Origin of the sequence: Streptomyces sp. NPDC001914, assembly GCF_042891215.1 — a bacterium.
Taxonomy (GTDB): Bacteria; Actinomycetota; Actinomycetes; order Streptomycetales; family Streptomycetaceae; genus Streptomyces.
In genome coordinates, this window is the sequence record NZ_JBIASW010000005.1 from 469506 (window position 1) to 484078 (window position 14573).

At 71.3% G+C, this 14573-nt stretch carries 10 protein-coding genes; 6 read left to right on the top strand and 4 right to left on the bottom strand.

Annotated elements, in window-relative coordinates; all coding sequences use genetic code 11:
- Positions 1–32: 32 nt before the first annotated feature.
- Both acs and ACFYYF_RS17700 read right to left on the bottom strand, forming a co-directional pair.
- The gene (gene acs / locus ACFYYF_RS17695; protein ID WP_365479481.1) at positions 33–2033 is read right to left on the bottom strand and encodes an acetate--CoA ligase; all 2001 of its coding nucleotides are present in this window, start codon (positions 2031–2033) and stop codon (positions 33–35) included.
- A gap of 461 nt (positions 2034–2494) precedes the next feature.
- The gene (locus ACFYYF_RS17700; RefSeq protein ID WP_388776529.1) at positions 2495–4882 is read right to left on the bottom strand and encodes a SulP family inorganic anion transporter; all 2388 of its coding nucleotides are present in this window, start codon (positions 4880–4882) and stop codon (positions 2495–2497) included.
- Between the two features lie 326 nt (positions 4883–5208).
- On the opposite strand from ACFYYF_RS17700, the gene ACFYYF_RS17705 reads away from it, so the two are divergent.
- Positions 5209–6480 carry a hypothetical protein gene (locus ACFYYF_RS17705; protein WP_388776531.1) on the top strand — a complete coding sequence of 424 codons (1272 nt, stop codon included), beginning with the start codon at positions 5209–5211 and terminating at the stop codon, positions 6478–6480.
- Between the two features lie 144 nt (positions 6481–6624).
- On the opposite strand, the gene ACFYYF_RS17710 is transcribed toward ACFYYF_RS17705, so the two are convergent.
- Positions 6625–7605 carry an ATP-binding protein gene (locus ACFYYF_RS17710; protein WP_388776534.1) on the bottom strand — a complete coding sequence of 327 codons (981 nt, stop codon included), beginning with the start codon at positions 7603–7605 and terminating at the stop codon, positions 6625–6627.
- Between the two features lie 101 nt (positions 7606–7706).
- Here ACFYYF_RS17710 and ACFYYF_RS17715 point away from each other — a divergent pair, with 101 nt between their 5' ends.
- Positions 7707–8531 (top strand): oxidoreductase, encoded by an 825-nt coding sequence (locus ACFYYF_RS17715; RefSeq protein ID WP_388776537.1) that lies wholly within the window; start codon positions 7707–7709, stop codon positions 8529–8531.
- Between the two features lie 367 nt (positions 8532–8898).
- On the opposite strand, the gene ACFYYF_RS17720 is transcribed toward ACFYYF_RS17715, so the two are convergent.
- The gene (locus ACFYYF_RS17720; RefSeq protein ID WP_365479494.1) at positions 8899–9732 is read right to left on the bottom strand and encodes an HAD-IB family hydrolase; all 834 of its coding nucleotides are present in this window, start codon (positions 9730–9732) and stop codon (positions 8899–8901) included.
- 572 nt (positions 9733–10304) lie between these two features.
- Here ACFYYF_RS17720 and ssd point away from each other — a divergent pair.
- From ssd to ACFYYF_RS17740, 4 genes are read left to right on the top strand one after another with little or no spacing between them, the layout of a single operon-like run.
- Complete coding sequence (gene ssd / locus ACFYYF_RS17725) at positions 10305–11399, top strand: septum site-determining protein Ssd (RefSeq protein ID WP_388776539.1); 1095 nt, start codon at positions 10305–10307, stop codon at positions 11397–11399.
- Positions 11396–12862, top strand: coding sequence for a TadA family conjugal transfer-associated ATPase (locus tag ACFYYF_RS17730; protein ID WP_388776542.1), 1467 nt, complete (start codon positions 11396–11398; stop codon positions 12860–12862). Before ssd ends, ACFYYF_RS17730 begins: the two co-directional genes overlap by 4 nt.
- Positions 12849–13721: a type II secretion system F family protein gene (locus tag ACFYYF_RS17735; RefSeq protein ID WP_388776545.1), complete on the top strand. Its 873-nt coding sequence runs from the start codon at positions 12849–12851 to the stop codon at positions 13719–13721. Before ACFYYF_RS17730 ends, ACFYYF_RS17735 begins: the two co-directional genes overlap by 14 nt.
- Positions 13718–14500, top strand: coding sequence for a type II secretion system F family protein (locus ACFYYF_RS17740; RefSeq protein WP_388776548.1), 783 nt, complete (start codon positions 13718–13720; stop codon positions 14498–14500). The genes ACFYYF_RS17735 and ACFYYF_RS17740 overlap by 4 nt, the downstream gene beginning before the upstream one ends.
- Positions 14501–14573 lie beyond the last annotated feature (73 nt).

A 14573-nucleotide genomic window follows, 5' to 3' on the forward strand; every position in this document is an offset into this window, starting at 1 on the left:
CCTCAGGGCCGGGCCGGTGGGACGGGCCCGCCTCAGTCCTCGCTGGGCGCGGCCGGCAGCTTCGCCTGGATGAGGTCCATGACCGTGGAGTCGGTGAGCGTCGTGACGTCACCGAGCTCACGGTTCTCCGCCACGTCGCGCAGCAGCCGGCGCATGATCTTGCCCGAGCGGGTCTTCGGCAGCTCGGCCACCGGCAGGACCCGCTTCGGCTTGGCGATCGGGCCGAGCGTGGTGCCCACGTGGTTGCGCAGCTCCGCCATCAGTCCCTCGTCCTCCGCGGAAGCCGTCCCGCGCAGGATGACGAAGGCGACGATGGCCTGTCCGGTGGTCTCGTCCGCCGCACCCACGACCGCGGCCTCGGCGACCGCCGGGTGGGAGACGAGGGCCGACTCGACCTCGGTCGTCGAGATGTTGTGCCCGGACACGAGCATCACGTCGTCGACGCGCCCGAGCAGCCATACGTCGCCGTCGTCGTCCTTCTTGGCTCCGTCGCCGGCGAAGTACTTGCCCTCGAAGCGGGACCAGTACGTGTCGAGGAACCGCTGGTCGTCACCCCAGATCGTGCGCAGCATGGACGGCCACGGCTCGGTGAGCACCAGGTAGCCGCCACCGCCGTCGGGCACCTCGTTCGCCTCGTCGTCGACCACCGTGGCCGAGATGCCGGGCAGTGCGCGCTGCGCCGAGCCCGGCTTCGTCTCGGTGACCCCGGGCAGCGGCGAGATCATCATCGCGCCGGTCTCGGTCTGCCACCAGGTGTCGACGATCGGCGTACGGTCCCCGCCGATGTGCTTGCGGTACCAGATCCAGGCCTCGGGGTTGATCGGCTCGCCGACCGATCCGAGCACCCGCAGCGAGGTGAGGTCGAACTTCGCGGGGATGTCGTCGCCCCACTTCATGAACGTACGGATGGCCGTGGGCGCCGTGTAGAGGATCGTCACCCCGTACTTCTGCACGATCTCCCAGAACCGGCCCTGGTGGGGCGTGTCCGGCGTTCCCTCGTACATGACCTGCGTCGCGCCGTTCGAGAGCGGTCCGTACGTGATGTACGAGTGCCCGGTCACCCAGCCGATGTCGGCCGTGCACCAGTACACGTCGGTCTCCGGCTTGAGGTCGAAGACGGCGTGGTGGGTGTACGAGGCCTGCGTGAGGTAGCCGCCCGAGGTGTGCAGGATGCCCTTCGGCTTCCCGGTGGTTCCGGAGGTGTAGAGGATGAACAGCGGGTGCTCGGCGTCGAACGCCTCCGGCGTGTGCTCGGCTGACTGCCGTCCGACGATGTCGTGCCACCACACATCGCGGCCTTCGGTCCAGTCGACGTCCTCGCCGGTACGGCGCACCACCAGCACCTTGTCGACGCCGTCGACCCGGCTCACCGCGTCGTCGACGGCGGGCTTGAGCGCGGACGGCTTCCCGCGCCGGTACCCGCCGTCGGCGGTGATGACCAGCTTGGCGTCGGCGTCCTGGATGCGGGTGGCGATCGCGTCGGCGGAGAACCCGCCGAAGACCACCGAGTGCGCGGCGCCGATACGGGCGCAGGCCAGCATCGCGACGACGGCCTCGGGGATCATCGGAAGGTAGACGGCGACGCGGTCGCCCTTGCCGATGCCCAGCTCGGTGAGGGCGTTCGCGGCCTTCGACACCTCGTCCTTGAGCTCGGCATAGGTGATGGCCCGGCTGTCGCCCGGCTCGCCCTCGAAGTGGATGGCGACGCGGTCGCCGTTCCCGGCCTCGACGTGCCGGTCCACGCAGTTGTACGCGACGTTCAGCTTTCCGTCGGCGAACCACTTCGCGAACGGGGGGTTGGACCAGTCCAGTGTCTCGGTCGGCTCGGTGGCCCAGGTCAGCCGACGGGCCTGCTCGGCCCAGAAGCCGAGCCTGTCAGCCTTGGCCTGCTCATACGCCTCCGCGGTGACATTGGCGTTCGCCGCCAGGTCGGCGGGCGGCGCGAACCTGCGCTCTTCCTTCAGCAGGTTGGCCAGGCTTTCGTTGCTCACGACATCTCCCTTTCCCAGGGTGTCCGTTGTGTCCCAGGCCACAGCTCATCAGACCGCGAGCCCGGTGACAAGGGCCGACCCGAAATTGGTTTAGACCTATGCTGTGCTATCGGTCCGAACCCCGGTCGGCACGGCATCTCCGCACCCTGCGGTACGGCTCCGCCGCCTTTCCCGACGCGACACGAGTCCGCACGAGTCTGCCCCCTTGTGGCACGGACGTACCGGCCACCGGGTTCATCCGGGGGCGCGTTCGCCTGGGCGTCGAGAGCGTCGCCCGTGCCCGGGGTGCGTCGCCTGTGCTTGGGGTGCAGCGCGCGTGCCTTGGGTGCAGCGCGCGTGCCGGGGGAAGCGCCGCCCGTGGCGGGGTGCGTCGCCTGTGGCGGGGGTGCGTTGCCTGCCGTTGGTGGGAACGGGATCGGGAGGCCCCCGGGGAGTAGCGGGAGGCTCCGCGAGGAGTACGTGGTGCGCGGCCCCGCCGACCAGGGCCGCGCACCACCGTCCGATCACGCCGGATGCCTCAGCTCCTCCGCCGCGCCCGCCTGGTCGAACGCGCCCACGTGATCGAACAGTTCAGCCCCGTCGGCCTCGGCCAGCAGATACGCCTGCGCCTCCCCGACGTGGAAGTACATCCCGTGCAGTTCGAGCACGCCCTCCCTGAGGGCCCGCGCCACGGACTCGTGCGCCCGCAGGTGCTCCAACTGCTGCATCACATTGGTCAGGCAGAGCTGCTCCACCGCGTCGGCGGGTGCCCGCCCGGCGATCCGCGCGCCCGGTCTGTCGTCGGCGGCCATCCGGTCCAGGCTCGGCCGCCCGTGCCGCAGCCACCGCTTGAGCGGCGTGAGCGCCCCTCCCGGCTCCGACGCCAGCAGGGCCTGCATGGCCCCGCACCCGGAGTGTCCGCACACCGTGATGGACCGCACCTTCAGTACGTCCACCGCGTACTCGATGGCCGCGGCCACCGAGTCGTCCCCGCTCTCCTTCCCGGGCGGCGGCACGAGGTTGCCGACGTTGCGGACGACGAAGAGGTCACCGGGACCACTGGAGGTGATCATCGAGGTGACGAGCCGGGAGTCGGCGCAGGTCAGGAACAGCTGGGAAGGACGCTGTCCTTCCCGGGCCAGGCGGGCCAGTTCATCACGCACCAGGGGTGCCGTGTTGCGCTGGAACGCGCTGATTCCGCGGGCCAGTTGATGTCCGCTCGGTCTGGCCTCGTCCGCCTCTTCCTCGGGTCCGGCCGAAGGTGCCTGCGAGGACGGGAGTCCCGGTTCGGCGGCGGCGTCGCACTGGTGGTTCCGCCAGGGAGTCCAGGGCCGGCAGCGGCAGTGTCCGGAGTTCGCGGGCTCGGCGATCCGCGTTCCGGTCCGCCCGCCGAGATCGACCGTGCCGCCCTGGGCGACGTGGGTGGTCTGCCAGTCCTGCAGCGACTCGTAGGCGGCGTGGTCCATGAACGAGCCGTCCAGCTGCACGACCACGTCCGTGCCCCGGGGCACGAGGTGCAGCGTGCGGCTGAGTCGCGGCACCGCGAGGAACGTCAGCTGGCCTCTCACATGTACGTGATGGACTCCTTCCCTTTCTTCGTGCGTGATGCGGGTGCGGCCGAGACGGTGCAGGGCGACACCGACGGCCACGGCGACCCCCAGCGCCACGCCCTCGAGAACTCCGAGGAACACGACGCCGAGCGTGGTGACGGCGTACACCAGGACCTCGCGGTGGCGGGTGACCGTGCGGATGTGGTGCAGGGACACCATCTGGATGCCGACGGCCATCACCAGGGCGGCGAGCGATGCGAGGGGGATCAGCTCCAGGATCGGGACCATCAGCAGCGCGGCGATCACTACGAAAACGCCGTGCAGGATCGTGGAGTTCCGGCTGACGGCACCCGCGTGGACATTCGCGGAACTTCGTACCGCGACTCCCGCCACGGGCAGGCCGCCGAGCGCGCCGGAGACGACGTTGGCGGCGCCCTGCCCGAGCAGCTCCCGGTCCAGGTTGGAACGGCCCACACGGCCCTGGAGGTCCGGACGGCCGCTCGCCAGCTTGTCCACGGCGACGGCCCCGAGCAGCGACTGCACGCTGCACACCAGGGTCACGGTGAGGACGGCGGCCACGACGCCGAGCACCGGGCCCTCGGGCAGCCCGGCCAGGGCGTGGCTGCTCCAGGCGGGCAGTTCGACCATCGGCAGGGTCAGTCCGGCGGCCGAGGCGGTCAGGGTCGCGCCGGCGACGGCGACCAGCGCGGCGGGAATTTTGCGCAGCAGCCGCCCGGTCCGCCCGGGAAGCCGCGGCCAGGCGAACAGCAGCACCAGGGTCAGCACGCTCATCGACACCGCCGCGGGGTGCATGCGGGCCAGTTGGTCCGGCAGCCCGATGAGGTTGTCGAGGACGGAGCTCTGCGGGATGCCGCCCAGCACGATGTGCAGCTGGGCCACGGCGATGGTCACGCCGATGCCGGCGAGCATGCCGTGCACGATGGCGGGGCTGACGGCGAGGGCCGTGCGGGCTACGCGCAGGCAGCCGAGGCCGAGCTGGGTGAGTCCCGCCAGCATGGTGATGGCGCAGGTCGCGCGCCAGCCGTAGCGCTGGATCAGCTCGGCTGTGACGAGGGTGAGCCCGGCGGCGGGCCCGCTCACCTGGAGCGGCGAGCCGCCGAGCCGGCCCGCGACCATTCCGCCGACGGCGGCGGCGACCAGGCCGGCCTGGAGCGGTGCGCCGGTGGCGAGGGCGATGCCGAGGGACAGGGGAAGGGCGATCAGGAAGACCGCGATCGAGGCGGACAGATCGGCGCCCGCGACGCGGAAGCGTCGGGGCGGGGTCGGCGGGGGGCTGTGGGGCGGGTGAACCTGCGCGGGCCGAGTCGGGTCGGCGGCGCGGGTGGGGACGCAGGCAGACATGGTTCCCGTCTCCTCCGGGGCTACGCGGTCGCGGAACAGGTGATCCCCCGTCCGGAGCGGCGGGGGCGGGTCGCGGCCGTGGGTCACGGCGTACAGCGGCGGGATTCTTCAACGCTCGGTAAACGGATCGTAATGCAGAGTAAAGGGATGATGGCGAAAATGGGGGCGAATGGGGCATCAATTCACCCCCTGGAGTGAAGCGGGCTTTTGATCGGCTTGTCGTACTTATTCCTTCTCGGTCCCGTGAAACCTTGACGGCCCTGTCGTGCACCAGCGCGCCGGCGCCCCGACCGGCGCTGCCCGACCGAGGAGAAGGAGGGCGGAACATGGCCGCCACCCAGAGGATCGCCGCGGGTGTGGCAATCGCCGCGGCCTGCGCCACGACGCTCGCCGGCTGCGCGGGCGGCGGCGCGCCGTCCCGTGAGCGCGCGCACGGAGCGAAGAAGGCGACGGGGGCCCCTGCGCCCAAGGCCGCGGTCCGCCTGATCGGCGACGGATCCACGTCGTACACCGGGGCCCAGCCCCATCTGCCGCGGCCCGAGCGGCTGAAGCCGGGTCAGAAGCCGCCGCAGTTCGTGGTCTTCTCCTGGGACGGCGCGGGCGAGGACGGCCAGAAACTCTTCTCACACTTCCGGAAGCTCTCCAAGGCCAACCGCGCGACCATGACGTACTTCCTGAGCGGTGTGTACATGCTGCCCGAGGACAAGCGCGACCTGTACCGGCCGCCCCAGCACTCGGCCGGCAGCTCGGAGATCGGCTTCAACGACCAGCAGGGCATCGCGGACACGGTGAAGCAGCTGCGCGGCGCGTGGCTGGAGGGCAACGAGATCGGCACGCACTTCAACGGCCATTTCTGCGGCACGGAGGCCGGGGTCGGTCTGTGGTCGGTCGCGGACTGGAAGAGCGAGATCGCCCAGGCGAAGTCGTTCGTGAAGTCCTGGAGGACCAACGCGGGCCTGAAGGAAGCGGCTTCGCTGCCCTTCGACTACGACAAGGAACTCATCGGCGCCCGCACCCCCTGTCTGGAGGGCCGCGAGAACTTCATGAAGGCGGCCCGCGAACTGGGCTTCCGCTACGACACGAGCGGCGTCGGCGAACAGGTCTGGCCGAAGAAGAAGGAAGGGCTGTGGGATCTTTCGATGCAGCTCGTGCCCTTCCCCGGACACTCCTACGAACAGCTCACGATGGACTACAACTTCATGGTCAACCAGTCGGGAACGCAGACTCAGGGCGACCCGGCCAAGCAGGAGTCCTGGGGCAACCAGATGCGTGACGGGCTGCTGAAGGGCTTCGACCGCGCCTATGAGGGCAATCGCGCTCCGCTGATCATCGGCAACCACTTCGAGTCCTGGAACGGCGGCACCTACATGCGTGCCGTCGACGAGGTCGTCGAGAGCGTCTGCACCAGGGCCGAGGTGCGCTGTGTCTCCTTCCGGCAGCTGGCCGACTGGCTCGACGCGCAGGACCCGGTCATCCTCGACAAGCTCCGCGGCCTCCAGGTCGGTCAGGCGCCGGAGCGGGGCTGGGCGTCCTTCCTCGCAGGCCGCCCGGCCCCGGCACCGAAGGGCGTCCCCGGGGCGCCCGCGCTCAAGCCGTAGCGGTGCCCCGGGCCGTCCTGTCGTCCGGGCCGTCCTGTCGTCCACGCGGTGATGGCGCCCCGGGCCGTTCCGTCGCTCAGTCCGCGCCGCCTCTTCGGGCCGGCTGTCGCTCGGCCCGAGGCGGCGCCGCCGGCGGTCGGCCAATCACGCGGTGGCCATGGGGCTTTCGCCGAGTACGAAACCGGGGTCGACCTGTCCGGTGAGGTCCGCTCCGGTCTTGGCGTTGCCCCAACTGGCGGCGTTCTTCAGGTGGAACTGCACCATCTGGCGCGTGTACCGCTCCCAGTCACGCATCGCGTACGTGGCGTCGGCGGCGGCCCGCAAAGCGTGCAGCGAGCGCCGGTTGGACTCCTCCAGGGCCTCGAACCGGGGCGGCCGGCCCTTCTCCATGGCGCACACCCAGTCCGAGTGCCCGACCGTGACGAGGAGGTCGTCACCGACCTCTTCGCGCAGGAAGTCGACGTCGTCCTGGTTCTGCACCTTGTTGCCGACGACCCTCAGGGTGATGCCGAAGTCGCGGGCGTACTCCTTGTACTGGCGGTAGACGGAGACTCCCTTCCGGGTCGGCTCGGCGACGAGGAACGTGATGTCGAAGCGGGTGAACAGGCCGGACGCGAAGGAGTCGGAGCCCGCCGTCATGTCGACGACGACGTACTCGCTCCGGCCGTCGACGAGATGGTTCAGGCAGAGCTCCACGGCACCGGTCTTGGAGTGGTAGCAAGCCACCCCCACATCGGCCTCGGTGAACGGGCCGGTGACCATCAAACGGATGACGCCGCCGTCGAGTTCCACCGGCCGCGCGCAGGCGTCGTACACCGGATTGGTCTCCCCGACCCGCAGCAGCCGGGAACCCTCCCCGGGCGGGGTCGTCTTGATCATCGTCTCGGCCGACGCGATGCGCGGGTTGGAGCCGCGCAGATAGTCCTTGATGAGCGGCAGCCGCTCGCCCATGGCGGGAAGCCCCGCGGCCTCCGCCTCTTCGAGCCCGAGCGCGGCCCCCAGATGCTGGTTGATGTCGGCGTCCACGGCGACGACTGGTGCCCCCGAGGCGGCGAGGTGGCGGATGAAGAGCGACGACAAGGTGGTCTTGCCGCTGCCGCCCTTCCCGACGAAAGCAATTTTCATGTTCACCAAGCGTAGTGCGATCGTCGCTCCAGGTGTTCACGCCGCGTGAAGAAGACCACTCCTTCGTGGGGTGCGTGCCCGGGGTGCGTAATGTCGTACTCATGAGTACGACAGGTGCGACCGCCGATCCGCTCGCGGCCCTCGGTTCACTTCCCGGGGTGCCCGATTCCGTGGAGTCCGTGCGCAAGGCCGTGGACCGGGTCTACGGACACCGGATCATGCGGCGCCGCAGCAACGAGATCACGTCCGAGGCGGCGCTGCGCGGGGCCATTGGTTCCGCGGCGCTGTCCGGTGCCGACTGGGCCCTCGAAGAGGTGCGCCGTCGTACCGACTTCAGCGCGGGGGAGGAGGACCGTACGGTCGGCGCCGCCCTGCGGCTGACCGCCGAAGCGGGCCAGCTCCTGTCCATCTGGCGGCAGTCGCCCCTGCGCGTGCTGGCCCGGCTCCACCTGGTCGCGGCGGCCGACCGGGGCGAGGCCGTTGGCCGGCCGCGCCAGGCCGGCGAGAAGGCCGACGAGCCCCTGGTGGAGCTTCCGCTGCCGGACGCGGACGAGGTCGCGGGCCGGCTCGAAGGGCTGTCCCAGCTGATCATCGCGGGCGGTTCCGCCCCCGCTCTGGTCACGGCAGCCGTCGTCCACGGCGAACTGATCGCCCTGCGCCCCTTCGCCTCCCACAACGGCCTGGTCGCGCGCGCCGCCGAACGCATCGTCCTGATCGGCAGCGGTCTCGACCCGAAGTCCATCTGCCCGGCCGAGGTCGGCCACGCGGAACAAGGCCGTGCGGCCTACCTGGCGGCGCTGGACGGCTACGTCTCCGGCACCCCGGACGGCATGGCCGCCTGGATCGCGCACTGCGGACGGGCCGTCGAACTGGGCGCCCGCGAGTCCGCCGCGGTCTGCGAGGCGCTGCAGCGCGGCGCCGCGTAAGGGCGGGAGTGCCGGGAAAAGGGTTGCGGCGGTACGAATTCTCGTACCGCCGCTGGCATGTTCACCGGGTTACCAAGCGTCCTCGAGATGTTGCCCATCAGGCCGGGATCTTCTGCCCGTCACCTGGTGCGGCTGGCCCGTAATCGACGGGTCGACGTCGCGTGGGTGCTCGATGTTCATGCTCGGTCCGTGGGGCCTTGTTGCGTTTGAAGGTGATCCTCGCGGATGTCCTTGGTCTCGCGGGCCGTTAACCCCTTTGTACTCCAGGTCCCGAGGAAGCGAAACCCCTCGCCGCACTTCTTTACTTTTAGGTTCAAAAGGGTGAGAAATGGACTTCATTTGTGAGCCGTCACGCGCGCGTGACGGCTCACACCGCCGTCGCGCGGCGCCGGCTGGCGTACCAGACGAGTCCCGCCGTGGCCGCCGCCGCTCCTATCGCGGCCGCCGCGACGAGGGCGGGGCGGGGAGGTACGGACAGGCCGGGCAGCCGCTGCTTCAGCCGGACCGGGCGGTGGAAGTCCAGGATCGGCCACGAGCGGGCGACCGCCTCGCGGCGCAGCGCGCGGTCCGGATTCACCGCGTGCGGGTGCCCGACGGACTCCAGCATCGGCAGATCGGTCGCCGAGTCGCTGTAGGCGTAACAGCGGGGCAGGTCGTACCCCTCGGACGCGGCCAGCTCCTTGATCGCTTCGGCCTTCGTCGGTCCGTAGGCGTAGTACTCCACCTCCCCGGTGAAGCAGCCGTCCTCGCCGACGACCATGCGGGTCGCCACGACCCGGTCGGCGCCGAGCAGTTCGCCGATCGGCTCCACGACCTCGGCACCGGACGTGGACACGATCACGACGTCGCGGCCGGCCTTGTGGTGCTGCTCGATGAGCGACGCGGCCTCGTCGTAGATGATCGGGTCGATGAGGTCGTGCAGTGTCTCGGCGACGATCTCCTTGACCTGCTGGACGTTCCAGCCGCGGCACATCGAGGACAGGTACTTGCGCATCCGTTCCATCTGGTCGTGGTCGGCGCCGCCCGCCAGGAACACGAACTGGATGTATGCGGTACGCAAGGCCGCCCTGCGGTTGATCAGTCCGCCTTGGTAGAACGACTTGCTGAAGGTGAGCGTGCTCGACTTCGCAATGACCGTCTTGTCCAGGTCGAAGAAGGCCGCTGTACGAGGCAAGGAGTGGTTTTCCACGAGGTCGAGCATAGGGCCCACCATTCGGCGTAAGGTGAGGCGCGTGGGTTTGCCTGAGAGGGCTCTCGGGTACACCATGGAAGTCACGGATCGTTCGCGACCGTGCTAACCCGGTCCGACTCCTCCCCCCCCGAGTCGGCCGTGGGGACGACCCCCGCTCTCCCCCCCGGCGGGGGTCGTCGCATGTCCGGATGTGTTTTCTCCACTTCTGCGCGGCCCCGGAGCCTTCCCAGCACCGATGATCCCGCCGCTGCTGTGCATCCATGATCCGTCACTGTGCGTAGCTGTCGGAGTGCTCTGCGGAAGCCGTTGAGCGTTCACCGGTAGGCGTGAAGGCGATATTCACAGCCGCCGAGTTGTCCACAGTTTTCGACCAAGATCCACACGATTTCCAGGATCGCCGCACCGTGATTCTCACGCGCTCCGTTCGCGGCCCGGTTCATGGCCGGTTCCGTTTGTCGGACGTGTTTGACCGGTTCGTATCGGCCGTTCATATGGAGACCGCTTGCCGGTTCTTCACACGAGCGGGAATCAAGGGGTCCTGGAGGGCCCCGCGCAAGAAGCAGCGAAGGGGGCTGGAGATCGTGGCGGGAGCCATCATCCATGACCGGCCGCCCACCGCCGAGGGGCGGCAGGGCGGACCACTGATCGTCACCGAGGATGTCGAACTCCTCGACGACCTGCTGCGCCTGTGCGCCGCGGCGGGTGCGCGGCCCGAGGTCCATCACGGGATTCCGGAACGCAGGGACAGCTGGGAGGCGGCGCCCCTCGTCCTGGTTGGCGACGACGCGGCTCGGCGTGTCCGGGGCGCCGCGCGGAGAAGGGGAGTGGTCCTGGTCGGCCGGGACCAGGACGACTCGGGAGTCTGGCGGCGTGCCGTCGAGATCGGCGCCGATCATGTCCTGGTCCTGCCCGACGGCGAGCAATGGCTCGTCGACCGCATCGCGGACGTGGCCGAGGGAGTCGGCCGCCCCGCCATCACCGTGGGCGTGCTCGGCGGCCGCGGCGGGGCCGGCGCGTCCACGCTCGCCTGCGCGCTCGCCATCACCTCGGCGCGCGAGGGGAAGCGCACCCTGCTCGTGGACGCGGACCCTCTCGGCGGCGGACTCGACGTACTCCTGGGCGGGGAGACGGCAGAGGGGCTGCGCTGGCCGGCGTTCGCGGCGTCCCGCGGCCGGGTCGGCGGCGGGGCCCTGGAGGAGTCCCTGCCCCGCCTGCACGCCCTGCGGGTTCTCAGCTGGGACCGGAGCGACACGGTCACCGTTCCCCCGCAAGCGGTGCGCGCGGTGCTGGCCGCCGCCAGACGCCGCGGTGGCGTGGTGGTCGTCGACCTCCCCCGCCGTATCGACGAAGGCGTCGCCGAGATCCTTGCCCAGCTCGACATGGGACTGCTGGTGGTCCCCGCCGACCTCCGCTCCGTCGCGGCGGCCGGGCGGGTGGCGTCCGCCGCCGGGATGGTCCTGCGCGATCTGCGGATCGTGGTCCGCGGCCCCCGCGCTCCCGGACTCGACGACCGCGAGGTCGCCCGCCTGCTCGACCTGCCGCTGGTGGGCGGACTCCCGGCCGAGTCCTTCCCGCTCGACGGCGGGCCACCGCCGGGAAGCGCGGCGAAGGGGCCCCTGGCCCGGTTCTGCGCGGCCTTCTGGGAGCGCCTTCCGGTCGAGGGAGGAGGCCTATGAGCTGGGACGCGAGAAGGGAGACGCGGGGTGGCCCGCCAGGCCCGTCGCACGCGGGGACGGAGGCGTGGGAGGGGCCCGGGACGGGCCCGGACGGAGGCACGGGACTGCTGGACGGCGTGCGGCAATGGCTGGCCGAGAACGGATCCGAACCGACTCCCGCGCGCGTGGCCCAGGCACTGCGGGAGAAAGGACGGGTGCTCGGGGACGCCGAAGTCCTCGGCGCCGCCGAGCGGTTGCGCTCCGAACTGGTCGGCAGCGGTCCGCTGGAGCCGCTGCTCGCCGATCCGTCGGTGACCGACGTGCTCGTGTCGGCGCCCGACCGGGTCTGGGTGGACCGCGGCGGCGGCCTGGAACTGACCTCCGTGTCCTTCCCCGACACGGCAGCCGTACGACGTCTCGCGCAGCGTCTCGCGGCGGTGGCCGGCAGACGGCTCGACGACGCCCGCCCCTGGGTGGACGCAAGGCTCCCCGACGGAACCCGTCTGCACGCGGTGCTGCCACCGGTCGCCGTCGGCTCCACCTGCCTGTCCCTGCGCGTCGTGCGGCCGCGCGCGTTCACCCTCGACGAACTGGTGGCGGCGGGAACGGTGCCACCGGGCGGGGACCAGGTCCTCAGGGCGCTGGTGGACGCCCGGCTGTCCTTCCTCATCAGCGGGGGCACGGGCACCGGCAAGACGACCTTGCTGAGCGCGCTGCTGGGGCTGGTCGGTCCGGGGGAGCGGATCGTGCTCGCCGAGGACTCGGCCGAGCTGCGGCCCGACCATCCGCATGTGGTGCGCCTGGAAGGTCGGCCCGCCAACCAGGAGGGCGTCGGCCTCGTCTCGCTCCAGGATCTCGTCCGGCAGGCCCTGCGGATGAGGCCGGACCGGCTGGTGGTCGGCGAGGTGCGCGGTCCCGAGGTCGTCTCGCTGCTGGCCGCCCTGAACACAGGACACGAGGGCGGCTCGGGGACGCTCCACGCCAACGCGGCGGCTCAGGTCCCGGCCCGGCTGGAAGCCCTGGGCACCGCGGCAGGGCTGGACAGGGCCGCGCTGCACAGCCAGTTGGCGGCGGCGTTGTCCGTGGTCCTGCATCTCGTGCGGGACCGGACCGGGCGGCGCCGGATCGCCGAGGTGCACGTGCTGGAACGCGACCCGTCGGGGCTGGTGGTGACGGTGCCGGCACTGCGGTGGGGCGAGGACGCCTTCGTCTCTGAGCGGGGGTGGGAACGGCTGAGGGAGCTCCTGAGGGAGGGAAGCCAGGGATATCGAAGGCAAGGGACTCGCGAGGTGATCGGGTCGGGTCAGGGGTGTCGCGAGGCGGTCGGGTCGGGTCACGGGTGTCGCGAGGCGATCGGGATCGGGAGGGAGGAAGTCCCTCTGGGCCGGAGGCGTTCGAGGGGTCCTTCGGAGGTGGTGGACGCAGGGGTCCCCACAGGGCCCGGACGTCGGGATGCGAACGGGGAGCGGGATGAGGTTCGGTGAGATGGCGGGCGCGCCCGCCGGAGCGGCCGTGGCGTGCGCCGGGATCGCGGCCTGGCTGCTCGGCGAGCACGGCTCGGGCGGGCGCAGGGCGAGAGCACTGCTCGCCGGCGGCGGGACGGCGACCGGGCCGCCCCCGTGGGAGCGGGCCCGTGCGGACTGGCGACGGCTGCGCGGACGGCTACGGCCCGAAGCGTGGTCCCTGGTGGCGGGCACGGTGATCGCGGTACTGGGCACCTCGCTCGTACCCCTCCTCCTCGGAGCCGTCGGCATGCCGTTGCTGCGCCGGGCGCGGCGAGCGGCGGAGGCCCGGCGCGAGCGCGAACGACGGGGCGAAGCGGTGATCGCCCTGTGCGGTGCACTCGCCGGAGAGGTGCGGGCGGGACGTCAGCCCGGGGAGGCACTGCTCGCGGCCGCACGGGACTCGGACGGACTCGCCGACGCACAGCCGTTGGTGCTGGCCGCGGCGAGATTCGGTGGGGATGTGCCGGACGCGCTCACGGAGGCTGCACGCCGTCCCGGCGCCGATGGACTGGTGGGGCTCGCCGCGTGCTGGCGTGTGGCCGTGGACCGGGGTGCTGGGCTCGCGGCGGGACTGGACCGGTTGGAGGCCGCTTTGCGGGCGGAGCGCGATCAAAGAGCCGACATGCGTGCCCAGTTGGCCGGGTCGCGCTCGACCGCCTCCATGCTCGCGGGTCTGCCCGCCCTCGGTCTCCTGCTCGGAACCGCGCTCGGCGCGGACCCCCTGCACGTGCTGCTGCACACCGGTCCCGGGCTCGGTTGCCTGCTGGTCGGCGGAGTCCTGGAGGGAGTGGGGCTGTGGTGGGCGCTGCGGATCGTACGAGGAGCGGAGGCGGCATGAGCGCGGAAGTTGTCCACAGCCTGGGGGTATTTGCGTGCGGAGCGCTCCTGGTCGGCTCGCCGGTCCGCCGGCTGGGGACTTTGCGGCGGGCGAGGAGAGTACGCGGACGCCTCGCCACGATGCTGCTCCCGGAACCCACGCCCGCGCCGCGGCGCCACGAGGTCCGGGGCTACGGCCGACGGTGGCTGCCCCCGCTGGGTGTCGTGTGTGCCGGATGGGTCCTGGTCGGCGGGTTCGCCGGAGTCCTGGTCGGGCTGGCGGCCGGGTTCGGAGTCCGGTGGTGGCTCCGACGGCGCACGGCGGCACCCCCGGAGGAGTACGACGTGTCGTCGGCGGTCCGTCAACTGCCTCTCGCCGCCGACTTGGTGGCCGCCTGCATCGCGGCGGGCGCGAGTCCCGTGGCGGCCGCTCAGGCCGTCGGTGAGGCGTTGGGCGGGCCGGTGGGTGAGCGGCTGGCCCGGGGTGCGGCGGAGGTGCGGCTCGGCGGCGAACCGGGGGACGCGTGGCGGAGGTTGGCGGCACTGCCGGGTGCTCAGGGGCTGGCGCGACTGCTGGAGCGGGCGGGCGAGTCGGGTGTACCGGCGGCGGTACCGGTCGGCCGGCTCGCGTCGGAGGCCCGCGCGGAGTGGGCGCGCACCGCGACGGCGCGGGCTCGCCGGGCGGCCGTCATGGTCACCGCCCCGGTGGGGCTGTGCTTCCTGCCCGCCTTCCTCGCGATCGGCGTGCTGCCTGTTGTGATCGGGCTGGCCGGCGGATTGCTGAGAGGGGGTGGTGGGTGACGGTCGGCGACAGGGGTGAGCGGTGAGTGAAGCGGTGAACGGCAACCAGGCGAATTGATCCGACAGGGCTGAA

Coding starts and splice junctions, on each gene's coding strand:
- ACFYYF_RS17700 (WP_388776529.1), bottom strand. CDS start 4,882: ATGTCTGCCTGCGTCCCCACCCGCGCCGCCGACCCGACTCGGCCCGCG.
- ACFYYF_RS17705 (WP_388776531.1), top strand. CDS start 5,209: ATGGCCGCCACCCAGAGGATCGCCGCGGGTGTGGCAATCGCCGCGGCC.
- ACFYYF_RS17710 (WP_388776534.1), bottom strand. CDS start 7,605: ATGAAAATTGCTTTCGTCGGGAAGGGCGGCAGCGGCAAGACCACCTTG.
- ACFYYF_RS17715 (WP_388776537.1), top strand. CDS start 7,707: ATGAGTACGACAGGTGCGACCGCCGATCCGCTCGCGGCCCTCGGTTCA.
- ACFYYF_RS17720 (WP_365479494.1), bottom strand. CDS start 9,732: ATGCTCGACCTCGTGGAAAACCACTCCTTGCCTCGTACAGCGGCCTTC.
- ACFYYF_RS17730 (WP_388776542.1), top strand. CDS start 11,396: ATGAGCTGGGACGCGAGAAGGGAGACGCGGGGTGGCCCGCCAGGCCCG.
- ACFYYF_RS17735 (WP_388776545.1), top strand. CDS start 12,849: ATGAGGTTCGGTGAGATGGCGGGCGCGCCCGCCGGAGCGGCCGTGGCG.
- ACFYYF_RS17740 (WP_388776548.1), top strand. CDS start 13,718: ATGAGCGCGGAAGTTGTCCACAGCCTGGGGGTATTTGCGTGCGGAGCG.